16 protein-coding genes and 1 pseudogene are annotated in these 23978 nt (G+C 67.2%); 2 read left to right on the top strand and 15 right to left on the bottom strand.

Going from position 1 to position 23978, the window contains the following annotated elements; genetic code table 11:
• Positions 1–161 precede the first annotated feature (161 nt).
• Both C7411_RS23915 and C7411_RS23910 read left to right on the top strand, forming a co-directional pair.
• Positions 162–302, top strand: a pseudogene (locus tag C7411_RS23915) (carboxymuconolactone decarboxylase family protein); the annotation flags it as partial.
• A 91-nt stretch (positions 303–393) separates the two neighbouring features.
• Positions 394–801, top strand: a complete 408-nt coding sequence (locus C7411_RS23910; protein ID WP_110386523.1) for a DUF2000 domain-containing protein — start codon at positions 394–396, stop codon at positions 799–801.
• Positions 802–816: 15 nt separating this feature from the next.
• Here the strand turns inward: C7411_RS23910 and C7411_RS23905 are convergent, their stop codons facing one another.
• The 15 genes from C7411_RS23905 to C7411_RS23835 form a co-directional block, all read right to left on the bottom strand.
• A complete protein-coding gene (locus C7411_RS23905) occupies positions 817–2631 on the bottom strand; it encodes a chloride channel protein (protein ID WP_110386522.1) in 1815 nt (604 codons plus the stop codon).
• A 5-nt stretch (positions 2632–2636) separates the two neighbouring features.
• Positions 2637–3050: a MarR family winged helix-turn-helix transcriptional regulator gene (locus C7411_RS23900; RefSeq protein ID WP_110386521.1), complete on the bottom strand. Its 414-nt coding sequence runs from the start codon at positions 3048–3050 to the stop codon at positions 2637–2639.
• A gap of 121 nt (positions 3051–3171) precedes the next feature.
• A complete protein-coding gene (locus C7411_RS23895; protein WP_110386520.1) occupies positions 3172–4329 on the bottom strand; it encodes an HPP family protein in 1158 nt (385 codons plus the stop codon).
• A 390-nt stretch (positions 4330–4719) separates the two neighbouring features.
• Positions 4720–5688 carry an endo alpha-1,4 polygalactosaminidase gene (locus C7411_RS23890; RefSeq protein WP_110386519.1) on the bottom strand — a complete coding sequence of 323 codons (969 nt, stop codon included), beginning with the start codon at positions 5686–5688 and terminating at the stop codon, positions 4720–4722.
• Between the two features lie 150 nt (positions 5689–5838).
• Positions 5839–7209, bottom strand: a complete 1371-nt coding sequence (gene pelG / locus C7411_RS23885; protein WP_110386518.1) for an exopolysaccharide Pel transporter PelG — start codon at positions 7207–7209, stop codon at positions 5839–5841.
• Positions 7209–8864, bottom strand: coding sequence for a GT4 family glycosyltransferase PelF (gene pelF, locus C7411_RS23880; RefSeq protein ID WP_110386517.1), 1656 nt, complete (start codon positions 8862–8864; stop codon positions 7209–7211). The genes pelG and pelF overlap by 1 nt, the downstream gene beginning before the upstream one ends.
• The gene (locus tag C7411_RS23875) at positions 8864–9874 is read right to left on the bottom strand and encodes a hypothetical protein (protein WP_110386516.1); all 1011 of its coding nucleotides are present in this window, start codon (positions 9872–9874) and stop codon (positions 8864–8866) included. The genes pelF and C7411_RS23875 overlap by 1 nt, the downstream gene beginning before the upstream one ends.
• On the bottom strand, positions 9867–11285 hold the full coding sequence (locus C7411_RS23870; protein ID WP_110386515.1) for a PelD GGDEF domain-containing protein: 1419 nt from the start codon (positions 11283–11285) through the stop codon (positions 9867–9869). The genes C7411_RS23875 and C7411_RS23870 overlap by 8 nt, the downstream gene beginning before the upstream one ends.
• A 21-nt stretch (positions 11286–11306) precedes the next feature.
• Positions 11307–11855: a penicillin-binding protein activator LpoB gene (locus C7411_RS23865; protein WP_110386514.1), complete on the bottom strand. Its 549-nt coding sequence runs from the start codon at positions 11853–11855 to the stop codon at positions 11307–11309.
• Between the two features lie 75 nt (positions 11856–11930).
• Complete coding sequence (locus C7411_RS23860; RefSeq protein WP_110386513.1) at positions 11931–15887, bottom strand: tetratricopeptide repeat protein; 3957 nt, start codon at positions 15885–15887, stop codon at positions 11931–11933.
• The gene (locus tag C7411_RS23855) at positions 15877–18564 is read right to left on the bottom strand and encodes a polysaccharide deacetylase family protein (protein ID WP_110386512.1); all 2688 of its coding nucleotides are present in this window, start codon (positions 18562–18564) and stop codon (positions 15877–15879) included. Before C7411_RS23855 ends, C7411_RS23860 begins: the two co-directional genes overlap by 11 nt.
• A 937-nt stretch (positions 18565–19501) precedes the next feature.
• Positions 19502–20329, bottom strand: a complete 828-nt coding sequence (locus C7411_RS23850; protein WP_110386511.1) for an ABC transporter permease — start codon at positions 20327–20329, stop codon at positions 19502–19504.
• 47 nt (positions 20330–20376) lie between these two features.
• On the bottom strand, positions 20377–21633 hold the full coding sequence (locus C7411_RS23845; protein WP_110386510.1) for an ABC transporter permease: 1257 nt from the start codon (positions 21631–21633) through the stop codon (positions 20377–20379).
• A gap of 51 nt (positions 21634–21684) precedes the next feature.
• Positions 21685–22722: an ABC transporter substrate-binding protein gene (locus tag C7411_RS23840; RefSeq protein ID WP_243413310.1), complete on the bottom strand. Its 1038-nt coding sequence runs from the start codon at positions 22720–22722 to the stop codon at positions 21685–21687.
• Positions 22723–22736: 14 nt separating this feature from the next.
• The gene (locus C7411_RS23835) at positions 22737–23963 is read right to left on the bottom strand and encodes an ABC transporter ATP-binding protein (RefSeq protein ID WP_110386508.1); all 1227 of its coding nucleotides are present in this window, start codon (positions 23961–23963) and stop codon (positions 22737–22739) included.
• Positions 23964–23978 lie beyond the last annotated feature (15 nt).

The raw sequence follows: 23978 nt of genomic DNA, 5'->3' as shown, positions 1-23978 counted from the left end.
GCCGCCAACCCCTGGAATGAAACGATTGAGTTTGATTCGCCCCAATGTCACACGCGGGGAGGCTGTCTCGTCACGTCATGGCAACTTAACCGAAAGGAGATGAAACCGTTGCTGCCAAGCTCGACCTGTTCGCCGCCGCTCCGACCCTGAGGAAGTCCTGGATGGGCACTCCGCTCGCCGTGTCCGGGAGCCTCGAGCCGAGCCTCATTGCGCTGGTGGAGGTGCGCGCGTCGCAAATCAACGGCTACGCGAATCGTCTTGACATGCATACCGCCTACGCATGCGAGGAGGGCGGGACCGAATAGCGTCTCTACCTGCCGCCGGCGTGCACAAACGTTCCAGACTTGCAGCCGCGTCTCGCGGATCATGACTGCCTCGAAAAAAGGAGGCAGCATGTTCGATACGAAAGTCGCGCTGGTCGTGCGGGAAAGCCTCGCGGTCTGGCAGAAGCTCAACGTGACCGCGTTTCTCGCCACGGGCATTGCGGCGGCGGTGCCCGAAGCGCTCGGCGAGCCCTACGAAGACGCGCGCGGGCAACGCTACGGCAGGATGCTGGGCCAGCCGATGATGATCTATGGCGCGGATGTCGGGGGGCTGCAGGCGGCGCTGCGGCGCGGCGTGTCGCGCGAACTGACGATCGTGCCATATGTGCACGCCATGTTTTCGACGGGCCACGACGCGGCGAACCGCGAGGTCTTTCGCGCCGAGGACCCGGAGAATCCCGATCTGGTGGGGATCGCGCTATACGGCCCGAAAAACGCGGTGGACAAGGCCGTGAAGGGGTTGGCGCTGCATCAGTAGGCGCGCCCTTCTTTCTCACCCAGCCTTGCGCACCGGCGCAAAGCGCCGCTTGCCATTGCCCATGGGAATGCGGCGGAAGCGCTCCTTCTTGTGCTCTTCCTCGAAGTGCGAGAGCGAGAGCTTGACGAGGTCGCTGCGCGAGACAATGCCCACAAGCCGGCGCGATTCGCGGTCGGCCACCACAGGCAGGCGTTCGAGCCCGTGAATCGCAAGGCGCGTGGCGATCTGCCGGCAGGTTTCCGCGGGCAGCGCCATGTCGGGGGAACGTTGCGCGAGCAACGAGCCGAGCGGCGTGTCGAGTGCTCCGGTGGCGGCGAGCGCGCGCACGGCGTCGAGCATCGCGCGATCCACCACGCCGAGCACCGCGCCGTCACGCAGCACCGGGAAGGCGCGGCGCTGCTGCGTCGAACCGAAGTAGCGGTCGATGGCTTCGCGTACGGTGACGTTCGCGTCGATCGTATCGACATTGCGCGTCATCACTTCATCGACGTAATGGCGCTCGAGCGGATCGACGCCGTACTCACGATAGATGTGATAACCGCGGCGCGCGATTTTTTCGGTCATGATCGAACGCTTCATGACGACCGTCGCGAAGCCGTGCGCGACCAGCGTGGCCGTGAGCAGCGGCAGCAGCGCATTGGTGTCGTGCGTGAGGCCGAGCGCGAACACGATGGCCGTGAGCGGCGTGCCTAGCGTGGCGCCGAGCGTCGCCGCCATGCACACGAGCGGCCACAGCGCCGGGTCGCTGGCCGGCAGCGCGTGGCTGAAAACATAACTGAGCACCGAGCCGAGCCCGGCGCCCAGCATGAGCAGCGGGGCGAGCACGCCGCCCGATGTGCCGGAGCCGAGCGCCACGACCCAGATCACGGCTTTCACCACCAGAATCGCAATGGCGACCTGAAGAATGATGTGCTGATGCAGCAGATCGCCGATCACGTCGTAGCCCACGCCGAGCGCGCGCGGCTCGATGAAGCCGCCGATGCCCACCACGAGCCCGCCGATGGCCGGCCACCACGACCAGTGCAGCGGCAGATGGCCGAACAGGTCCTCGATCTTGTAGAGCGCCGCCGAAAGCCCCGACGCGAGCGCGCCGGCCAGCAGCCCGGCGATGATGCACGAGAAGAGCGCCACGGCGTGCGGTGGGAGAGTCTGCATGGGGAAGAGCGGCGCCGTACCGAAGAACATGGAGCGCGCAAATCCGGCCACCGCGCACGCAAGCGCCACCGGCAGGAAGCTGCGCGGGCGCCATTCGAACAGCAGCAGTTCGACGGCGAGCAGCACGGCCGCGACCGGCGTGCCGAAGACGGCGGTCATGCCAGCGGCCGCGCCCGCCACGAGCAGCGTCTTGCGCTCGGCGGACGTGACGCGCACGCACTGCGCGAGCAGCGACCCGAGCGCACCGCCCGTCATGATGATCGGGCCTTCCGCGCCGAACGGGCCGCCGCTGCCGATCACGATGCCCGACGAAAGCGGCTTGAGCACGGCCACCTTCGGCGACATCTTGCTCTTGCCGAAGAGAATGGCTTCGATGGCTTCGGGAATGCCGTGGCCGCGAATTTTCTCGGAGCCGAAGCGCGCCATCATCCCGACGATCAGCCCGCCAATCACAGGTACGACGATGACCCACGGTCCCAGCGTGTTGAGCGCCGGCGAGCGGTCGGCGAACGAGAACTGGCCGAAGAAGAAAAGGTTCGTGAACCAGTGGATCAGGCTCAGCAGCACGAACGCCGCGAGCGTGGCCAGTGCGCCGATCACGGCGGCCAGCACGCTGATGCCGGGCAGGCGTGCGTTCGCCGAAAAATCGCGCTTGTGGGAATCGTTGGAATGCATGGTCTCTAAAGATCGATACGCGGAACGGTGAATGCGCCGTCGAGCGATCTCAACTCGGCGCGATGCAGCTCGGCGAGGCGCGCGAGCAGCTTTTCGCCGGCAGCGAGCAGATGCACTTCGACCTGGCGGCGGTCGCGCTCGCTCACGCGGCGCTCGACGAGTTCGATCGCCTCGCAGCGCGAGACGAGCGCCACCACGCCGTGATGCTGCGACTGCAAACGCTCGGCCAGCTCGCCAATGGTCGCCCACGAGCGGCCGGGGTAGCCTTTCACATGCAGCAGCAGCAGGTATTGCAGCGGCGTAATACCCTCGGCCTGCGCGGCCTGCTCCGAGAAGCGCTCGAAGCGGCGCATCTGGTAGCGAAATTCGGACAGCTGTTCAAAGTCGGCCTTGTCGAGATCGCGCATGCTTTTTTTCATCGGGAGTCCCTGGAACAGTTTAGTCCGCTAATATATCACAACATGATATTGTTGTCCGAAAGCACCCGCCGAATCAGCATCGCGGCCAGGTGCATGGCTGCGAGTCTGGCCGCCAGCCGGTTCAGGCCGGCGCCTGCTGCGGCGTCTTCGCCTGGTGATAGAGCCCCGAGATGAGATCAGCCTGCGTGATGATGCCCGCGAGCCTCTTTTCGTGATCGACCACCGGCACATGGTGGTGCCCGCGGCCCGCAAAAATACGCACGAGTTCGACGATCGGCGTCGTGTTCGCGACGGTCAGCACATGCGTGGTCATCAGCCTGCCGACCTGCTGGCCGGAGCCGGCGTGCGGCCGGAACATGCGTGCGACCGCATAAAGCATGAGACGCAGCGGATGCCGCTCGCGTCCGTCGCCGGCGAGGTCGGCGCGCGTGACGATGCCCTTCACCTGGCAATGCGCGTCCACCACGGGCAGCGCCTTCACGTCGTGGCGCTTGAGCAGCGAGCGCGCTTCGCCCACGGTCGTCGCGGGCGTGATGCTCACCACATTGGCCGACATGACGTCGGCGCAGGTGAGTTCGCCGAAGCTGCGCGCGTACGCGCGGATTTCGGCATCCTGGAGCACGGTTTCGAGGTCGTCGGTGTCGATGTCGAGCATTTCGTCGCGCTCGCGCAGCACGGCTTCGAGGTCGGCGCGCGTGAAACCGGCTTGCGCGGGGGCGGGGCCGGTCACCCGCGGGCGCCGCGCGGCATGCGGGTAGCGATGCCCCGTGGCGGCGTGATAGACGAGCGCGCCGCCGAGTAGCAGGAACGACTGCAGCGCGACGGGCACGAACACGAATTCATAGCCGAGCGCCTGCACGGCCGGGCCGCCCAGCACCGCGGTCAGCGCGACCGCGCCTGAAGGCGGATGCACGCAACGCAGCGTAAACATCGCGACGATGGCCACGGCGATGGCCACGGCGGCGGCCGGCACGGGGTCGTGGATCCACATCGCCGCGCTCACGCCCACGGTGGCGGAAACGAGGTTGCCGCCGATGATCGACCAGGGCTGCGCGAGCGGGCTGGCGGGCACGCCGAACAGCAGCACGGCCGAGGCGCCCATGGGGGCGATCAGATACGGAATGACGGGATCGCCGCCGAGCAGCCGGTGCGTTAGCGCACCGGTCAGGGCAATACCGACCAGTGCGCCGCCGCCCGAACGCAGGCGCTCGCGCCATGTGAGGGTGACCCGGGAGGGGGTGAAGCGGGTGAGCCAGCGAAGAACCTTAAAGCGTGACACGATTCGGAACGAACCTGGAACGGTGGGAGCGCAGACGGCTCGGCGCCGCCCAAAGGAAAGGAATTGTATCGCAATGTGATATATATCGCGACACTTAGTCGCGGCGGTGTTGTATCGACGATGCGCTTCAGGCGAGGAATTTGGGGGCGCGACCGGAACCGCGCAGCGTGTGGCGGCAGGTGAGACAAGGCGGGAAGTGCCGCTACAGACGGTCGGCGGCGCCTTTGAGGCCGGCCAGCGAACGCTGGCCGACGGTTCGAACTTCAGCAGGCCCGCCATTCGCTATTCCATAAGGCTCCGGCGGATTCCGTTGGCGTCACCCAAACCCCGCCAGCCATGCGTCTCAGGCCTTCAGTCGATATCGCAGCCGCAGTGAGGCGTCTGCATCCTTCAGTCTCGCAAAACAGAGGGACAAGCCGAGCCTTCGCGCGGCACCGCTGCCGTATCCGGCAGCCTCTGCAGCGAGCCGTCCGTAACGAAAGGTACGATGCCATGAGCGGCGATGCTGGCCGCAGTCTTACGCGCGCATTCGGTGTCGGCCGTTGCACAGTAGTCGATTGAAATGACGGGCAAGCCGTACTGGGCCTTCACGTTGTTCGCCATCGCCAGCAGCCAGTTGCGGTCGGCCTCCGGCACAGCGACGTAGCGCGCATTGGCCTGATCCCACCCGCCATAAAGCGACTCGAACGCAACGGCGCTCACGTCGCCGTGAATCTGCGGCAGCAGTTCGAAGCCGCGATTCAAAATGAGCTTTGCCGCAGGATGGCTCGTCTTGATCGCACGAATGACGCGCACGATGCCTTCGCGCTGACGTTCGCGCTCGGCGTTGGTCGTAGTCACAAGCTGATACGAGTCGAGCGTATCGAGAAAGAAGCCGCGATAGCCGCGCGCCCATAGCGGATCGATCACGTGGCGCACGAAGAAGGCCGGCCAGCCCGGGCGGTTTTGATCGACCACGCGTGAAGCCCAGTTCGCGTTGCGGCCCATCAGCCAGTCCCGCGGCAGTTGTGCGAAATACGTCCGTTCGGGCGTAATCTCGCCGACGCTCGCATAGGCAAACCATTGCGTGCAGGGCAGCGCATGCTCGCGTGGCTGGAACCCGCTGTCCGGCTCGATCACTGCGATGTCGTAGTTTGCGAGCTGCGCCGTGGGCGGCGTCGTGCCGTAGTAGAACGCCACGCGCAGATTCGGCGCAGCCGTGTCGGTAGCGGCGGCATCCGCGCGCGCGGCGGGCACTGCGCACAAGGCGCACAGCGTGGCGAAGATCAGCCGCGCGCTGCGCGAGATGGCACTGAGCGCCAGCGCGATCGAGGCAGGCGGCTGGACGCTGGCACTGCCGCGGCCGGAAAACGTGCGCATGAATGGTTCCGTGTTTCAGGAGAAAGGCATCAGGAAGGAAGAAACGGCCACCAGCAGATCTGGTTGAGCGCCGAAGTCGCCACCGACGGGTTAGCGCGGCACTGACGAGCGCGGCGGTGTGCGTACGCAGCACGCTGTTCTTGTGGGCCGTCATTGGAGCATGTAGGTTTCGTATTCGAGTGTGACGAAACGGGCATCGAGCGTGCGTACGGCCAGGATCGTCACGCTCAGCAGGGCGAGCGCAAAGCCATAGCCATACGCAGCCGGCCCGAGGCGGATCGACAGCAGTGTGAAAAGCGCGTTGAGCACGATGAAGATGCCGGTCAGGCGCAGGACGTCGCGGCGCGTGTCCAGATAGAACATGACGTTGAGCAGGCCGAGAAACAGCACCTGCAGGCTCGCGGCGATCACGTCGACGAGCAGCAGCGGCAGATACAGCGACGAGATGCGCAGCACGCCGAGCAGTGCGGCGCCGAACCCGAGCATCAGCAGGACCACCACGATCTGGACCTTGACGATTTCGGAGAGGCCCGCGCGCACGCTGCGTACCATCATGTCGCGCATCGCGTTGATGCGTTGCAGGGTGGCGCCGGTACGTACTGCGTCATAGAACGCGTCGTAGTAGCCGGCAAAATCGGCTTCGATGCGCACGAGGAATGCCGCCATGGCCGGCATCACGCACACATAGGCGAGAAACACGGGAATGTCGTAGATGACCGAGGCGTGAAACCAGCCCACCACGCGCGTACCGGTGACGTCCGAGAACCAGAAGATGAACTTGTCGGCCCACACGCCGAGGTTGAACAACAGCCCAACCCAGGCAAGGCTCGGGTAGACGAACCTGCGGTCGAACACTTCGAACGAGATGTAGCGTGAGCCGGGATACTGACGGTGCACGATCACCGAGAGGCACAGCAGCAGAATCGCATGGCCGGCCACGAAGCCGCCGAGCAAGCCCGCGAGCCCGTGGTGGTTGAGCGCCAGCGCGAGGCCGACCACGGCGCTGTAGCCGATCGCGAACGACCACAGGACTTGCCGGTACTGCTTCACGCTCGAGAGGAAGATCACGGCGATCCAGATGTTGCTGGCGATCACGAAGCCGGCGATCATCAGGATGCGGTAGGCGAGTGGGGTCTGGTCGAAGCCGATGCTCATCGCGAGGATGCCGAGCAGGCCCGAGACGGCCGTGCAGACGAGCTGGACCGCGCGGTAATTCGGCAGCACGAGGTCGTCGCGGCGCTCGTAGAGCCGGTCCGACACGAAGCGCGTGAACGAGAGCTGCAGCGGCCCCGTCACAATCAGGCTGCAGGCGATCATGTAGGTGACCGACACCTGAAACTGCGTGATCAGCACGCCCGGTATCACCACAGCGAAGCTCAGCGCCCCAATGATCAGAATGCCGAAGCACGAGAGGATCATCGGGCCTGAGCTGATGAGCCCCGCATAGAAATAGGCGCGCGCGACACCCGTGAGCGTTTCGCGGCTCATCAGCTTGCGCAGTTCGAATCCAATGCCGGCCATCAGCGACTCCGGTTAAAGGCCGCGCGCAGCGCGGCAAGCGCGCCGCCGCGCCCTTTTCCGTGGACAGGACAGCCCGGTGCCGGCAGCGCTGCACCGGACACGATGTCGTTGCGTGGGCGCTCGGTCTGCGCGGCACAGCGCGCGTAGATCGCTTCGTAGCGCTCGACCATCTGGCTGCGCCGGTAGTAGCGCGCGGCGCGTTGCGCCGCGGCGCGCTGGGCGGCGAGCCAGCGCGGCTCGTCGCTGAGCAGCGCGAGCGTCGCGCTCGCGAGTTCGGCTGGATTGGCGATCTGTACGACCGCCCCCGCCGCGCCGAGCGCCCGGTCTTCGGGCAGCGCGCCTTCGATCAGTTCGCGGCACGCGCCCACGTCGGTGGTAATCGCCGGCACGCCGGCCGCGAAGCCTTCCAGCACCACCAGCGGCAGCGCCTCGCTGATCGAGCTGAGCGCGAGCAGGTCGATCTGCGGCAGCACATCGTCGATGCGCTGGAAGCCGAGGAACTTCAGGTTGCGCTGCAGGCCGAGGCTTTGCGCGAGCGCGTGGCACTCGCGCGCGTAGGCGGGGTCTTCGTCCTCGGGGCCGACGATCCAGCCTTCGATGTCGGGCATCGTGCGCGCGGCGATGAAGATCGCGCGGATGAAGGTCTTGATGTCCTTGATCGGCACTACGCGTCCAATCAGCGCGACGACGCGGCGTGGCCGCGCGCGCCGCTGTGCGGCGAGCGGCATCAGCCTGTCCACGTCGATGCCGTTCGGGATCGTGCGGGTGCGCTCGGCGCGCGCGCCGTCGGCGATCTGGCGCTGGCGGTTGCCTTCGTAGAGCGCGACGATTTCGTCGGCGGCGTCATAGGCGAGACGACCGAGCGCCTCGAAAAAACGCAGCCACAGATCGCGGAAATAGCTCACATCCGAGACGTCGCGCTCGAACACGCCGCGGTTATCGCGTATCCAGCGGCTTTGCAGCAGGTCGATCTTGCGCTCCTTTGTGTAGATGCCATGCTCGCTCACGACGAGCGGACGCCCCGTGCGGTGGTGCAGCAGCGCGCCCAGGTAGCCGGCGTAGCCGGTCGAGATCGTGTGATAGGTCTGCGCACGCACGGTCTGCGCGGCCACGCGGGCGAGCTGCCAGAGCGGCTGGTGCATGTGGCGCACGGTCCAGAAGTAGTCGGTGAACGATGGGTCCGTGCAGCGCTCGAGATATTGCTGTTCGATGTACTCCCACGCCTCGCGGCTATGGAGGAACTGTTCCGACGACAGGCGCCCGCCCTCGCCGAGCATCGAAATGAGCTCGACCATCATCGCGCCGATCCCGGGCTGCTGCTCCCGGCTGCGCAGCATCTCGTGGAACGCCGCGGACCTGGCGAAGGCGTCGCGCTCGCCGCGCACGGCGCGGTGATGAAGTTTGGCGTCTGCGGGCGCGGCTTCGTAAAGATAGTGCTCCTCGAAGTGCACGACGTTCTCAGGCAGCGCATAGGCGGGCCTGGCGTAGTCCTCCTTGCGCCCGCCGATGAAGACGATGCCGAACGCCCGCTGCGGGTACGCGCGGATCATCTCGTTGACCCAGCTCGATACGCCGCCGCGCACGTAAGGGAAGGTGCCTTCGAGCAGCAGGCAGACGTCGGCTTGCGCCGCGCGGCGCTCGAGCGATGTGTCCATCAACGTGTCCAGTAGTCGATCACGGGTTTGAGCGCGGGCGTTCCGGCGTGCCGCGCAAGTTCGCCGACGATCGCGGCGGCTTCTGTGTGACGGCCCTGACGAAAGGCGGCCTCGGCGAGCCACGGCAGCAGGCGCTCGCGCGGGAAGCTGAGTTCGCGCGCACGCTCGAGCAGTGGCGTGGCTTCGTCGGCGCGGTCGCGGGCGAGCGCGAGGCGCGCGAGCAGCAGGCACAGGGCGGCGTCGCGCTCGCCCTGTGCGAGCGCCTGCGCACGGCGCGCATGCATTTCGGCCTCGGCGATCGCATGGTGGTAGACGTCGCCCTGCGCGAGCCGCTGGTACACGAGTTCGAAATGCAGCTCGGCGAGCTGGCGGTGCAGCGCCAGCTGCTCCGCTTCGGTGCTGGCACGGGTGAGGGCCTCCTCGCACGCGAAGATGCGGTTGACGATCTCGTTTTCGGCCTGGTCGAGCATGCCGTAGGCGAGCAGGCGCAGGTCGTCGACGGGGTCGGCGAGCAGCTCGCGCAACAGCGTGCCCGTGGTGCGCGTGGGGAGCTGCTGGATTGCCACGAGCGCGGCGAGGCGGTCGCCAGTGGCCGCATGGCGGTTCGCGAGGCGGGCCTGCACGCGCGTGCCCGCCGCGTGCGAGACGCGCGAGACGAGGTGCGAGACGAATTCGGGGCGGCCCACGATGTCGGTCGCGCGCGCTTCCCGCGCGATGGCGAGTCGCGCGCCGGCAACGCTTGCGAGCACTTCGAGCAGCCCGCCCGCGCACGGCACGAAGAACGAGAGCGCCCAGAGATGGAGCAGCGCGGCACGGCTCGGCTCACGCTGTGCGGCAGGCATCAGGCGGCGGAACAGGAGCGCTTCGGCTGCCGCCGCCAGTGCCTGGAGCGCCAGAAAGCACGCGAGCGGTCCTAAGCCCGCCGGCGGGTGGAACGCGCTCCAGAACGCTGCGCCTTGCAGCAGCGCGGCGAGCGGCAGTACGAGCAGGATCGCAAGCGCGTCACTCATGGGTCGTCACCCGCTGCAGCAGGTCCACGAGATTTGTTTTGCTCGAGGCACCCGTCACGTGCAGCGTGTGCACGCCCACGCGGGCGCGTTCGAAGTCGGTATCGAACTGGTTGCGCAGATTCGTTTCGATTCGGGCCAGATAGCCGGCTACGCCCGTGGTGTCGGCGAGCGGCATGAGGTTCACGAGCACCGAGCGTTGCGCCGTTTGCAGCGGCCAGGCCAGGTCGGCCGAACGCCCGCGGCGCAGGACGTGTTCGAAGAGCGAGTCGTGCGCTTCGCTGCGCGGGAACGACAGGGCCACCACGGACGACTCGATGCCGCTGCGCTGGTGCAGGCGCACCAGGCGCCCATACTCGAGGCCGAAATCGCTCGGGCAGTTGGGCACGGCGTCCATGAGCTCGCGCGTGGCGCGGGCGTACTCGAGGCCGTCGCCGTAGTAGCCGAGCAGGACGAACAGCAGTTGCAGGTTGTCGTGAGTGAGCGAGAGAAACGGCATACGCTGAACCACGAGCAGCGCCCGTGTCTCGCCCGTGGCAGAGATGAGCGGCGCGCAGGCGATATAGCGGCTGCCGCTCGCAAGCATGTCCGCCGACTTCAGGTGCGCGAGCTGCCCGCTCGAGAGGGCCAGCGCGATGAGCGGATCGCTGGCGTCGAGCTCGAAGGGCTCGCCGGCGCTCGCGAGCGCTTCGGGCACGAGCTGGCCGTCGCGCACGGGGTAGAGCGCCGCGACCTCGATCTGGCAGGCGCGCGCGACGAACTCGATGAGCCGCGTCGTGCCGGGCAGCCCGCTCGCCGCGTCCGGTGCGTCGGCGGCCGTGCCGCCCGAGAGCTGGCGCAGTTCGTTGATCGAGTCGCGCAGCGTGGTCGGGCGCGTGAGCAGGTCGCGTTCGAGCCGCTCGTGCGAGAGCCGCAGCAGGTAGTGGTTGTCGGTGAGTGCCGTGAGCCGCTCGTTGAGGTAGTCGTTGACTGCGTTGGCGCGGTCCGCCCGCACGTTCCAGGTGTCGGCGAAGTGGCCAGCCAGGATCACGAGCACGCCGCCGCCCACGAAGAACGGCGTGGGCCACGGCGTGCCGGCGGGGTAGGCGAGCAGCCAGAGCGCCGCGAGCAGCAGCGCGGAGCCGAGGCCCGGCGCCACGCCATAGCGCAGGGCGATGAGTGTCGGCACGAGCCACGGCCAGGGGAAGCCGCTTTTGAGCAGGAGCGGATCGGCGCGGTCGACGAACCACGCGAGCGCGAGCGCCGCGATCGTCACGAGCGCAGCCTCGAGCCACGCGAAGCGCGAGCGCGTGACCGGTGCGAGCAGGTTGCGCAGCCAGCCAGGGTCGCTATGGGGCCGCTCATACAGGTGCCGCCGGCCGGTGCCGCGCTCGCGTGCGGCCGGATCGCGGCCGTGATTGATCTGGACGTCCATCGGCGTCTCGCGTTGTACGGTTCAGCCGTGCGCGGCCAGTGGCGCGAGCAGTTTGCCGATGAGGCTCTGCGCCGTGGCGCCGAGGCCCGAGCGGCTCCAGCCCGTGCGCGAGCCCGTCGCGCTCCAGACCACGCGTCCCGAGGGCAGCTCGCGCAGCTCGAAGGACAGGGCGACGACGGGTTCGCCGTCCACGCCGACCTTGTAGCGCCACTCCTCCACGGCACCTGTCAGCACATACTTCGCGTGTTGCGTGCGGGCCCAGTCGAGTCCCTGGTCGAGGCTCGGTTGTGTCGAGGCGTCGAAGCTCGCACTGTTGCTGTCCGTGCTTGCCATCGCTACGATGCCCGCATGGCCAAGCTGGCGCAGCGCGTTGGCGGCAATGGACTGCGCGGCGTGTCCGGCGTCCGGCGTTTCGGTGAAGTTCGCGAGCGGCAGCACGGCCACGCCGCCCGCTGCCGCGAGCGACGGTGCCGGCGTCGAATCGACGCTGGCACACGCGCTCAGACCCAGCATGCACGCGGCGGCCAGCATCAGCCCCCAGCTCCTGCGGATGCGCTCGATAGCATTCATGTGTGCTTTTCCTTTCCGGTTCATTGAGTGTCTGCCTCGGCACGCCTGCGGGGCGCGCCGTCCTGTGTTGTCACATCAATACAGCCAACGGTAACGCGCACCGATCATGGTGATCTGCGAGCCGTTTTGCGCGACATGTGCATGCTCGAAGTAGATTGCCGCATGGTCGCCGCCGAATACCGATCCGGCAATCCCGATATCGGCATTGACCCCCCAGCCCTGCACGGTGTCGTGGACGAGGCCGACATCGAGGTAAGGCCGCCAGGCGTGCGTGTAGCGCTGGGCCAGATCGTTGCCGAAGCCCACGTACGCGCCGAACTGCGTATAGCTGTTCGGCATGAAGGTCGCCGCGGAGACCGGCCCGGCGTCAGCCGGCACGAGCCGCCGGAGCAGGGCGTCGGGCTGGCCGCTGTCGTTGTAGCCGCCATGCGCGGCGACGAAGCGCAGCGTGTAGTCGGGATAGTCGGTGCGGATCTTGTAGTCGAGTTCCGCTTGCTGGACGACGCCCGTGCCCACGAGGTTGCGCGCCTGGCTGTAGAAGCGGTCGGCCTCGACGCTCGCGCTGAGCGACCAGCGCGGGTCGATCTGCCACAGCAGGCTGCCCACCGCGAGATCCTTCATGCCGCCCACGAAGAGTGTCTGCGTTTCGTCGCTTCGCGCGTTGTGCGCGATCGAACCCGTCAGCGTGAGCGGCGAGGCGCTGCCGGTCGTCGCGTCCAGCCGGAAGGTGTAGAACGAATCGAGTCCGTCTCGTCGGCCGAATGCGGCGTTCACGACCGAGTCGCGGGTCTGGCGGCGCACGAAGAGCGAGGCCTCGCGGTCCACCGAATCGACGTTGACGAGCTGGGTCGTATCGCTGCTGCGCTGGAATCGCTGCACGCCCTGAAGGCCTGCCAGGTAATGGTCGGCGAGCTTGAGGCTGGCCCAGAACGTCTGCTGCACGTAGTCGAGCGGGTGCTCGACATAGTTCTCCACCGAAGCGCCCACCGACTGGTCCCAGAAGAGAGAGGTGTCGACCAGACGTTCGTGCATCTGGTCATCGTACGGCGCGCCGTCCAGACCCTCGAACGCGTGCGCCTGCGCAGCGCCCTGGCGGTCGACGAAGCTCTCGCCGTCGATGCGGCTGTACAGCGACAGCGAGGCGCCGCGCGCATCGAGGATCTGCGCGACTTGCCGGGCATCTTCCCCGGCCAGCGCGATGGTGAGCTGTTCGTTGCGCTCGCTCGCGAGCCCGTGCGCGTAGCGGCGCGCAAGCCAGCGTTTGGCCACTTCGTTGCGCTCGTTCGAGAGCGCCCACGCCACGGCGACGTCGCGCGCCACCGCCAGGCGCAGGCGCCGGTATTGCGCCTCACGCCCGGCAGGCGCGGGCGGCGGCTCGACGCCGGGCGCCGCGCCGAGCAGGCTGCGCCCGGAGGGGTCGTCGGGCGGCGGCGCCTTGGCGGCCGTCAGCGCGGCAAGCAGATGGGCGGCGTAGTCGCCGTTCGCGAGCACCTGCGCGAGTTGGGCGCGGCGCCCCTGTAACTGGCCGTTTGCTTCCCATTCGTTGCGCGCGGGCGTGGCGAGCCGCCTGGCGCCGGGCTTCGCCGCCTGGGGTGTCTGTGGCGTCTGTGGTGCCTCGTGCAGCAGCGCGAGCCAGACTTGCCGCCGCACCGACCACGCAAGCGCCACGTGCCCCGCCATTTCCTGTGCATCGGCGTAGGTGAGCAGCCAGAGCGGATCGCGGCTGTTCGTGACGGCCTGCCGGCGCAAATAGCGCAGGGCCGCTTCAGGGCGATTCAGCTGCATTTCGCCGGCAGCGTAGGGGCCCCAGAGCGTCTCGTCGTCCAGCGAGCGGTCGCGCCAGCGGCGCAGCGCAGCGCGCAGCTCGTCTTCGGTGCCGATGTCCACCACCATCCAGAGGTACGCGGCGCGCGTGTCGGTGCTCGTGCCCAGGAAATTCACGGCGCGCCGCAGGTCGGCGAGCGCCGCCTCCAGCTTGCCGCTCTGGCGCTCGTACTCGGCGCGCGCGGCAAGGAAGCCCAGACTGCGTTCGGCGGCCTCGCGCCCGGCAGGCGTGAGCGAGTCGAGCAGCGCGCCGGCCTGGTCGAGCGCGTGCGCGGCGACGAAGTAGTTGATCGCGTCGCGCAGCGGCTGGACCTCGCCCGTCTTGCGGTACTGGCGCGTGGCCGTGCGCGCCGCGTCGATCGGGTAGGGATCGTAGAAGAAGGTCATCGCGGCGAAGTCCTCCGGCTCGGCGCCGGGGCTTACGAGCAGATGCCGGTAGGCGAGATTCGCGTCGGCGTCGTCCTGCAGCAGCCTCGCGAGCTGGCCGTAGGTGCGCCAGTAGAGCGTGTCCGCGTCTCCGGCGTAGGGCTGCGCACGCTTGAGCGCGGCAAGCGCCTGGGCATATTCGCCGCGCTGGTAGAGCAGGTTCGCGCTGCGCCCGGCGTACCCGGTGTTGCGCGGCTGCGCCTGCTGGAGCGCCTCGTAGGTCGCGAGCGCCTGGTCGAAGTGGCCGCTGCGCTGCGAGAGCCATGCGTAGCGGCGCAGCATCTCTTCCGTGCGCGTGCCGCGCGCGCGGGTTTTCAGGAACGCGAGGCCATCGTCGGGGCGGCCGAGCCGTTCGTAGGCGGCGATCACGTCGTCGACGAGCGATAGATTGTCGGGCGCGGCATCGCAGGCATGCACGAGCGACTGGACGTAGGCCTCGTCGTCGTTGAGCATCGGCGCGATGCGCTGGACGTTGTGCCAGGCGTCGGGGTCGCCGGATACCTGCGCATAGGCAAGCCATGACTGCAGGGCGGCCATCGGCTCGTTGCGCCATTCCTGCACCTGCGCGAGCCGCTTGCGCCACTCGGGTGCAGCGCCCGGCCGCCCGGCCTGCCTTGCCGCAATCGCTTCGGCGTTGGCGAGGTCGTTTGCTTCGAGGAAGGACTGATAGAGCGTGAGCGCGAGCTTGTCGCTGGCCTGCGCGTCACGGGGGGCGGGCGCCGGGTCGGGTGCCGCCGCCGCCGCGACGCGCAGCAGGCGCACCGGCTGCCCGGCCGCGTAACCGGCCTCGACGATTTCACCGGACGCACGATGCGCACGCATGCGTGCGGCGTGCCCGAACGGCTCGATGCCTGCGAGCCGCAGCCACTTCCCGCGCTGTGGTGCGGAGTCCGCGTGCACGGCGGCGAGCCGCATGGCGCCCGCACCGGGAGCGCGTTGCGAGACGAACGGCATGAGCGCGCGCGCATAACGTTCGACGAGTTCGGGGCGATTCGCGGCGCGCGCGAGCGCGAGCATGACTTCGAGCGTGGCGCGGTCTTGTGAGAGCGCGCCAAGGTGCACATTGCCCTGCGTGAGCGCTTCGTCGAGCAGATTGCCGGCCTGCAGCGCGCCCACGCCGGCGATGAAGTCGCGCCGCGCCTCGTCGCGCGTGGCCGCCATCGACTGGGCGGCGAAGTACGCGGAGGCGGCCTCGCGGTAGGCGGCCGTGGCGAGATACTGGCGCGCTGCCTCGCGCTGCCAGTGCAGGCGCCGTGCCGGATCGGCCGCGACGAGTCGTTCGTCATAGCGCGCGGCGATGTCGGGCACATTGATGGCGAGCGCCTGGGTGGCGAGCCACTGTAGCTGCGCGGGCGTCCACGTCTCGGCGATCATCGCGGTGAGCAGTGCCCGCGCCTGCGCGACATGGGTCGCGCGTTCGGTGGAGCCGGGCTTCGCCATGAAGGCGCGCAGCAGTTCGCAGCGCAGCAGCAGATGGTTGCCCGCCTGGCGGGCGGCGGGCGTGCCGAGCGCGGCGAGCCGCGCGGCGACCGATTGCGCGTCGTCGAGCCGGCCGAGGCCCAGGTACTGTTCGCCGAGCGCCTTCAGATAGATCGGGTCGCTGGGCGTGCTGCGCAGCCATGCTTCGAGGTAGGCCGTGTTCAGCGCGTTCGGCGTCGAATTTTCGATGACGCGCGAGCGCAGGTGCGCCCCGCCATAGACCGCGCCGAGCGTGGCCGCGACCGCGAGCGTCGCACCAGCCAGCAGGAGCGCAGAGGCGATGCGGGGCCGCTCAGTGGCCACAGTCCACCTCGACAGGCTGATAGGTCACACGCACGCCCGGCACGGCCGGCGTGACGATGCGCAGCGCGTCGCCCTGGCGCTGCGTTTCGAGCGCGTGGCCGCCGCTGCTCGCGCGGCACTGGGCTGCGTGCGCGACGGCGATGAAGGGCTGGTAGTAGCTGCCGAACTCGAACTTCAGGCCCTGTGCGCTGCGCGCGAAGTCACGCACGAAACCATTGGCCTCGGCGATATAGGGCAACTCGCCGTTCGGATCGGGGTGCACGAGCGTGAAGCGCGCGCTGCCGCCGTCGAAATGGATATAGTTGCCGTCGGGGCCCGGCGCGTAGCCGGTCACGCCGTGCGCGTCGGCAAGGCGCGGCACGTCGTTGCCAGCCCAGTGCAGCTCGCGCACGCTGCCGTTGCCGCGCACGAGCCAGCCGTCACCGTCGCGCGCAATGGCGAAGGTATGCCAGTCGAGCACCTTGCGCACGTAGTCGGCGATCTGCACAGGCAGCACGGGCTGCGCGAGCACGGTCCTGAAGATCGTGTCGAGCGCGCGCAGCGAGGCGAGCTTGGTGCCGCTGTACATGTGGTAGTAGACGTCGATCGGCTTGAAGCGCAGCGGCCGGTCGGTCATCTCGTAGGTTTGCAGCACCTGGTCGAAGCCGTAGAACGGGCCCTGCCAGTCGTTGGTATAGACGTTCTCGTCCTGGTTCGGCGCGAGCACCTGGTAGGCGCCGGGACCCTTGTCGATGCCGATGGGCGCGATGTTGGTCCAGCTGTTGTTGTTGCGCGTGATGACGGTGTCGCCGCCGTTGATGTTGAAGACACCTGCCTCGTACGTGCGCTGCACCGCGACGGCCGGCGGCATGCAGTCGCCGGACCACTGCAGGACGACGACCTCTTTTCCCGGAGGGGCGAGGCGAGAGTTGATATACGCGATCGAGCCCGAGATCTCGCGGTCCAGACTGAAGTGATAGCCGGGAATGTTCAGCGAGAAGGCGGCGTCCGAGCCGCCGCGGTCGGTGCGCGCGCCGCTCTTGCCGTCGACCTCTTCCCAGACGAACGGATGGGAGTACGTGTGCGTGCCGATGTCGACGTAAGGCAGCGCGAACATCTTGCGGGCGATCGCTTCGAGGCGCGGCGAGATTTTCGGATAAAGACCGTCGGGGCCGACCTCGCCTTCGATGACCGATAGCGTCATCGGAATCGGGTAGCGCGTCCAGATGCGCTGGTAGAGCGCCTCGCCCGAGTAGTCGGGGCCGGGGAATTCGGCTCGCGAGGCGAAGCCGTCGCCGTCCACGTGGGTCATGAGCAGTCGCCGGCCGTTTTCGGTGGTCACGCTCGGCCCGGGCAGGTCGGCGAGGCGCAGCGTCGCCTTCAGGAAGTCGATGGGCTGGATGACCCAGCGTTCCTGATCGATGCCGTCGAGCGAGGTTTCCGTGTACTGATTCAGCGCGAAGCCGCCCCACGGCATCACACCGACGGCGTCCACGCGCGTGCCGTTCGCGTCGATGCCGAGCAGAGAGCGGCCCGCCGCCTCGACGCGTACCGCCGGCAGGTCGCGCGGGTCGGGGCGCGGCATGGTCTCGAAGCCGACCATGGGGTCGTGCGCGACGATGCTGAGCGGGCCCTTGAGCGGGCCGTTCACGGCGGCGAGCCCCGGCAGTTCGCTCGAATCGCCGGCGGCGAAGCCGAACTGGCCGAGAAAGGCGATGGGCACGTGTGCGCTGCGCACGCGAGCGATCCAGCGGCGCCAGGCCATCTGGTCGGCGACGTCGCCGTGCTGGATCCAGACGACCACGCCCGCGTAGCGGTCGGGCGTCACACGGGTCGGCAGCGGGCCGCTGATGTCTGCGTACTGGACGTCGTAGCCCAGGTAGTTGAGCGGCGTGGCGAGCACGCGCACGCCCGGCGTGAGGTCGATCTGCTCGTCGGGCTCGCGGTCCTGCACGACCAGTACCTTGCGCGGCATCACCTCGATGCGGCCGATCCCCACGACGTCCTGGGCCGGATCGGTCACGTAGGCGTCGAGGCCGGCGGCCAGCGCCTGCTGGGCCGTGCGGCGCGCACACGCACGGTCGGTCGCGTCGCAGTACTCGATCGTGACGACCGGCACGCCGGTCTCGCGCGTGAAGGCCTGCGTGGCCGCGAGCGCATCCGGCGATGCAGCGACGGGCGTGGCATCGGCCGTCGCGCCTGCGGCGAGCCCTTGCGTGAAGAGCGGGCCGGCGAGAACGGCATAGATGTCGCGAGCATGCGCGCGGGCGGCGCTCAGGGCGTCGGGGCCGCCCAGCACAATGGCCGCGCTTGGGTGCGCCGCGCGGATCACGTCGAGTGCCCCGATCGCTGCGGGCGTGTCGAGCACGAAACCGCGGAAGCCGCGCTGCCAGAGTGGCGCAATCTCCTGTTCGACGAAAGACTGCGCGGATTCGCCGGGTTGCGCAGCCGTGCGCGCCACGTAGACCGTATGGGCAAGCGGGTGCGAAGAGGGATCGAAGCTGCGCGACGGGTCGAGGACCACGGCGTCGAACGCCTGCAGCAAAGATATGGGGGGATCGGCGCCGTCGAAGGCGGCCAGATTGACGTGGTGAGGCGCGGTGGGCGTTACCGCAGCGGGGGCGACAGGGTTGGCCGTGGCGGGCGGGAAGGCCCAGGCGGTTTGCGAGCACGCGCTGACGGCGATACACGTGACCACGAGACACCTCGTCCCGAGAATCCCCAATAAATTACCCACGCGTCGCGCGCGCAGCGCGATCCTCTCTGCAAGGCTTGCCAACTTCGTGCATCCGTCAGTGTTAGTAGGTGGAGAACACTTCAGCGCGCAAATCAATCGGTGAGCTTCGAAAACTCCGGCGAGACGTTACTCAGCTATTCGGCGCGTTATTTTCCTGCTTTGGCTGGCGCAAATTACCATCGTTTTACCGTGATTCATAGGCGTCTTTAACCATTTTTGACATTTCCCGAGGTATAACCGCTGAATTCTGGAGAATGAAAAGGATTAATGTTGTTTTTGATTTTCTTGTGTTATGACGTAGGGAAAACGTTTTACCTTGCATATATCGAAGACGATTGTTGATTTTGATGGGGTGCGGGAGGGGCGCTCTGTACGGGGTGCGTCCTGCTGCGTCGTTATGCCGGTGATGGCGATGTTATCGGGCGGCGGGGCCAGGTTCCGCCAGGACGTGCCGATCGGTTGGGCACTCAGGCCGCCGGCAGCGAGCGCCGATTTTCCAGCGCGTATTTGCCTTGTGGGTAACGGTGACGAAACGCAAATGATGTTCGCAAACGTTTTATTCGTGAAATTTACATTACTTTCGGCGCTCCCCTAAAATGGCGATTTGTTTCAGCGTTGAAAGACGGTCGTCCGGTTGCAGCCGAACAGGATATTCGCGTTCATTTCGATGTCGAATGAGGTTTGCCGTGCGCGCTGAAATCATCCAGGGATGACAATTTCGATCGATGCGCAAATCGATCCCGATATCGCAAACGTTTGCGGAACTGGCGAATCGCCATTCGCCCAAAGGCAATTTACCCGGAATTGGCCGCGTTCAAAGGGGCGCATAGCGCGACGTGAACGGAAAGTCGCTCATCGCCACGCCCCCGGCGTGACCTGACCTCGCATGCATGCCCGGTCAATTCATCGCGCCGCGCGCCATCTGCGCGCGCTTGCGCAGCCAGTTCATGCTGGCGAGCAGCGCGACGGCGAAGATCATCAGCAGCGTCGCGACGGCGAGAATCGACGGATCGATCTGATCGCGAATGCCGCTCCACATCTGGCGCGGCACGGTGCGCTGAGCGGGGCCGCCGATAAAGAGAATCACGATCACCTCGTCGAACGAGGTTGCAAACGCGAAGATGCTGCCGGTCGCCACGGCGGGAAGGATGAGCGGCAGCGTCACGCGGCGAAACGCCACCCACGGCCGTGCGCCGAGCCCGGACGCCGCGCGCAGGAGGCTTTGATCGAACGACAGCAGCGACGCCGTCACGGTGATGACGACGAACGGCGTGCCGAGCGCCGCGTGGGAAAGCACCACACCCGGATACGAATTCACGAGGCCGAGCGGCGCGAACACGAGATAGAAACCGGCCGCGACCACGACGATGGGGACGATCATCGGCGAAATGATGAGCGGCATGACGATGGCGCGCAGCGGAAAGCCGGGGCGGCTCAGGCCGAGCGCGGCGAGCGTGCCGAGCACCGTTGCGATCAAGGTGGACGCCGCGCCGATGCCGATGCTGTTCGCGAACGCGCGCTGCCAGTCCGGGGAGCTCAACGCCTGCTCGTACCAGCGCAGCGACCAGCCCTGCATCGGGTACGAGAAGAACGAGCCCGAATTGAACGATAGCGGCACGATCGCGAGAATCGGCGCGACGAGGAAGAAGAAGATCAGCGCGCTATGCAGTCGCAATCCGGCGCCTGCGATGCGTTCCGAGAGCAGCCGGGGGCGGGCGTCGTTCATGTCGGGCTCGATGGTTCAGTGAGTGCGTGGGTCGTGGGCGGTCGCGGTCAGCCGAAGCGCAGCCGGTCGATGCCGACGAGCCGGTTGAACACGAAATAGAACACGCCGGTGAAGATCACGAGATAGCAGGACAGTGCACCGGCGAGGCCCCAGTTCAGTTGGTCGTTGGTCTGCTCGGCGATGAGCTGGCTGATCATTTCATCGCCCGCGCCCCCGAGCAGCGCAGGTGTGATGTAGTAGCCGAGCGCCAGCACGAACACGAGAAAGCAGCCTGCGCCCACGCCGGGAAAGGTCTGCGGTACGTACACGCGCACGAACGCGACGGCCGGATGCGCGCCGAGCGACTTCGCCGCACGCATGTACGACGGCGAAACGTTCTTCATCACCGAATAGATCGCGAGAATCATGTACGGCAGCAGAATGTGCGTCATGCCGATCAGCACGCCCGTGCGGTTGAAAATGAGCGGAACCGGTTCATGGATCACGCCGAGGCGCAGCAGCGCGCTGTTGATCACGCCACCCGGTTGCAGCAGCACATACCACGCCGTCGAGCGCACGAGCAGCGACGTCCAGAACGGCACGATCACGAACATCATGAGGCGCGAGCTTTGCTTTTCGGGCAGCGTCGCGAGCAGGTAGGCAACCGGATAGCCGAGCAGCAGGCACAGCAGCGTCACGCTCGCACTGATCGCCACGGTGCGAGCGAAGGCTGCGCGATAGACGGCGCTGCCGGCGGCCACGTGAGCGACGGCGCCGTCGGGCGCGACCTGCGCGTCGACGGCATTGAGCAGGTAATCGGGCGTGGGCGACTGCGAGGCGCGCTTGAGCAGCCGCCACGTTTCGGTGTCGCCCCAGCGCGCGTCCAGATCGATGAGCGCGGGTTTCCACTGCGCGGGCGTTTGCGCGCGCACGGCACGCGCGGTCTTGAACAGCAGGCTCCGGTACTCGGGCTGATAGAAGTTCATGCGCCGCGCGATATCGCCGAGCTGGCTGTTTTCGCTTGCCCGCTTCAGATCGACGGCAAGCGCTGAGAACGCGCTTTCGCCGGGCACGCCAACGCCGCTCCAGGCCGCGAGCGCCGCGCTCAGATGCGGCATGCCGTGGCGCACTTCCGGGTTCTGCACGCTGCGCGCGAGCAGGCTCGCGATCGGCGCGACGAAGGTCACGAGCAAAAAGACCAGCAGCGGCAGCGCAAGCGCCAGCGCGCGAAGGGCTGCCTTGCGGCGCGCGGCGAGAAACGACGCGCGGCCGGCGGCCGTCGTGCCAGGGCCGGGGTAAGCGGTGGTGGGCAGCGGTGTGTTCATCGTCGCGTGGCGCCTGGGCTGTCGAAGCGGGAGGTCTCGTGCGTGCTCGCGTTACTGCGTGAGCCAGTTCTGGAAGCGCTTGTTGATCGCGTCGGCGTTATCGGCCCAGAAGGTGGCGTCGATCTGCAACGGTCGCTTGAAGTTCGCGGGTGCGGTCGGCAGGTCGTTCAGGCGCGCCTTGTCGATCAGCTCAATCGCGTTCTTGCGGGGCGGCGCGTAGGCGATGTATTTCGACAGATCGGCGTAGGCCTGCGGCGTGGACGACGCGACGATGAACTTGCGCGCCGCATCGCCATGCTTCGCGCCGGCCGGCACGCCCCACCATTCGTAGTCGTACACCTGCGCGTCCCACACGACCTTGAACGGCTTCTTGTCCTTGTGAACGGCGTCGTCGATGCGGCCGTTGTACGCCTGGGTCATGACCACCGCGCCATCGGCGAGCAACTGCGGCGCCTGGGCGCCCGCGTCCCACCAGACGATGTTCGACTTGATCGTGTCGAGCTTCCTGAACGCGCGATCGACGCCGGCGGGCGTGGCGAGCGTCTTGTAGACGTCCTGCGGGGCGACGCCGTCGGCGATCAGCGCCCATTCCATTGCCACCTTGGGCGACTTGCGCATGCCGCGCTTGCCCGGAAATTTCTTCAGGTCGAAGAAGTCGCCGATGGTGGTCGGCGCGGGTTTCAGCTTGCTCGTGTCGTAGGCGTAGACCGTCGACCAGACCATCGCGCTGACCGCGCAATCGCTGATCGACCCAGGCAGGAAGTCCGCGGTGTTACCGAGCGTCTTCTTGTCGAACTTCTCCAGCAGGCCTTCATCGCAGGCGTTGATGGCGTCGTTGGTTTCGAGGTCGATCAAGTCCCACGTCGGATTTTTGGCCTGTTCCATCGCCTGGAGCTTGGCGAGGCCGCCGTCGTACGATTCGGTGCTGAACTGGTCGCCGGTCTTCGCGGTGAAGGGTTCGAACCACGCCTTTTTCGCGGCCGCTTCATAAGCGCCGCCGAACGTTACGACCGAGATCGTGTCGGCCGCGTGCGCGCCGGTCATGGCGGCCACACCGAAGCCGCAGGCGGCGAGGGCGGTGCGGATCATAGAGCGATTCGTTTTCATGCTTGTTTGACTCCTGCGATGGATGGCGAGGCGGATGAAATGGATTGCGGGGACGGTGGTGGCGACGCGGCGCGTGCGCCGGACTCCCCGGCTGGCGCACGCGCGCTGGAAGCGACGGTGACGGGCAGCACCTTGCAGTCGTCGCGCCGCCAGGTCACCACGGTCCGATGGCCGAGCGCGGGCAATTCGTGATGCTGGGTGTTCGGCACCTTGACGACGAGCGCTTCGCCGTTCGCGAGTTTCAGATGCACGCGGTGGTGATCGCCGCAATAGACGAGTTCGTGGACGAACGCGTGCAGCGCGTTGAGGTTCTGCTGCTGCGCGTCGAGCACGCTCGCGTCGGTTGCGGCGATATGCGCGCGCTCGGGACGCAGCGCGAGCATCGCCGTGTCGCCCGGCTTGAGCTGCGTGCCCGCGCGGCCATGCACGGTGCCGCCTTCGGCGAGTTGCAGCGCGGCCCATTCGCCGTCCGTCGAGGTGACGCGCCCCTTCAAGCCATTGTTCTCGCCGACGAAGCTCGCCACGAACGCGTTGGCCGCATTCTCGTAAAGCTCGGTCGGCGCAGCGGCCTGCTGGATGCGGCCATCGGAAAACACGGCCACGCGATCGGACATCGTCAGCGCTTCGTGCTGATCGTGCGTCACGTAGACGACGGTCAGCGCGAGTTCGCGATGCAGGCGCATGATTTCGTACTGCATGGTTTCGCGCAGACGCTTGTCGAGCGCGCCGAGCGGCTCGTCCATCAGCACGACGCTCGGCTCGAACACGAGCGCGCGCGCCAGCGCGACGCGCTGCTGCTGGCCGCCCGACAACTGCGCGGGGCGGCGTTTCGCGAGATGCCCGAGTTCGACCATGTCGAGCGCGCGCGCGACGCGCGCCTGCTGCTCGCTGCGGCTTACCTTGCGCACCGAGAGGGGAAACGCCACGTTTTCCGCAATCGTCATATGCGGAAAGAGCGCGTAGTTCTGGAACACCATGCCGATGTCGCGGCGGTGCGGCGGCTTGTCGTCGAGACGTTTGCCGGCGAGGCGAATCTCGCCGTGCGTGGGCGACTCGAAGCCCGCGAGCATCATCAGCGTGGTGGTTTTTCCGGAGCCCGAAGGCCCGAGCAGCGAGACGAATTCGCCGCGCACGACGTCGAGGTCGAGCCCGTCGACTACGCTGTGCACGCCGTCATACGACTTGCTGACGCCTTGGAATGAAATAAACGGTTCGCTTTGCATGGGACGGCATCAAAT

The sequence above is a fragment of the Paraburkholderia silvatlantica genome, from assembly GCF_003096715.1.
GTDB lineage: Bacteria > Pseudomonadota > Gammaproteobacteria > Burkholderiales > Burkholderiaceae > Paraburkholderia > Paraburkholderia silvatlantica.
The sequence above is the reverse complement of the archived record's forward strand: the minus strand, read 5'-3'. Positions and strand labels throughout refer to the sequence as shown.

Coding starts and splice junctions, on each gene's coding strand:
- pelG (WP_110386518.1), bottom strand. CDS start 7,209: ATGGCCGGCATTGGATTCGAACTGCGCAAGCTGATGAGCCGCGAAACG.
- C7411_RS23870 (WP_110386515.1), bottom strand. CDS start 11,285: ATGGACGTCCAGATCAATCACGGCCGCGATCCGGCCGCACGCGAGCGC.
- C7411_RS23905 (WP_110386522.1), bottom strand. CDS start 2,631: ATGCATTCCAACGATTCCCACAAGCGCGATTTTTCGGCGAACGCACGC.
- C7411_RS23900 (WP_110386521.1), bottom strand. CDS start 3,050: ATGAAAAAAAGCATGCGCGATCTCGACAAGGCCGACTTTGAACAGCTG.
- C7411_RS23850 (WP_110386511.1), bottom strand. CDS start 20,329: ATGAACGACGCCCGCCCCCGGCTGCTCTCGGAACGCATCGCAGGCGCC.
- C7411_RS23840 (WP_243413310.1), bottom strand. CDS start 22,722: ATGATCCGCACCGCCCTCGCCGCCTGCGGCTTCGGTGTGGCCGCCATG.
- C7411_RS23865 (WP_110386514.1), bottom strand. CDS start 11,855: ATGAATGCTATCGAGCGCATCCGCAGGAGCTGGGGGCTGATGCTGGCC.
- C7411_RS23875 (WP_110386516.1), bottom strand. CDS start 9,874: ATGAGTGACGCGCTTGCGATCCTGCTCGTACTGCCGCTCGCCGCGCTG.
- C7411_RS23890 (WP_110386519.1), bottom strand. CDS start 5,688: ATGCGCACGTTTTCCGGCCGCGGCAGTGCCAGCGTCCAGCCGCCTGCC.
- C7411_RS23910 (WP_110386523.1), top strand. CDS start 394: ATGTTCGATACGAAAGTCGCGCTGGTCGTGCGGGAAAGCCTCGCGGTC.
- C7411_RS23845 (WP_110386510.1), bottom strand. CDS start 21,633: ATGAACACACCGCTGCCCACCACCGCTTACCCCGGCCCTGGCACGACG.
- C7411_RS23835 (WP_110386508.1), bottom strand. CDS start 23,963: ATGCAAAGCGAACCGTTTATTTCATTCCAAGGCGTCAGCAAGTCGTAT.
- pelF (WP_110386517.1), bottom strand. CDS start 8,864: ATGGACACATCGCTCGAGCGCCGCGCGGCGCAAGCCGACGTCTGCCTG.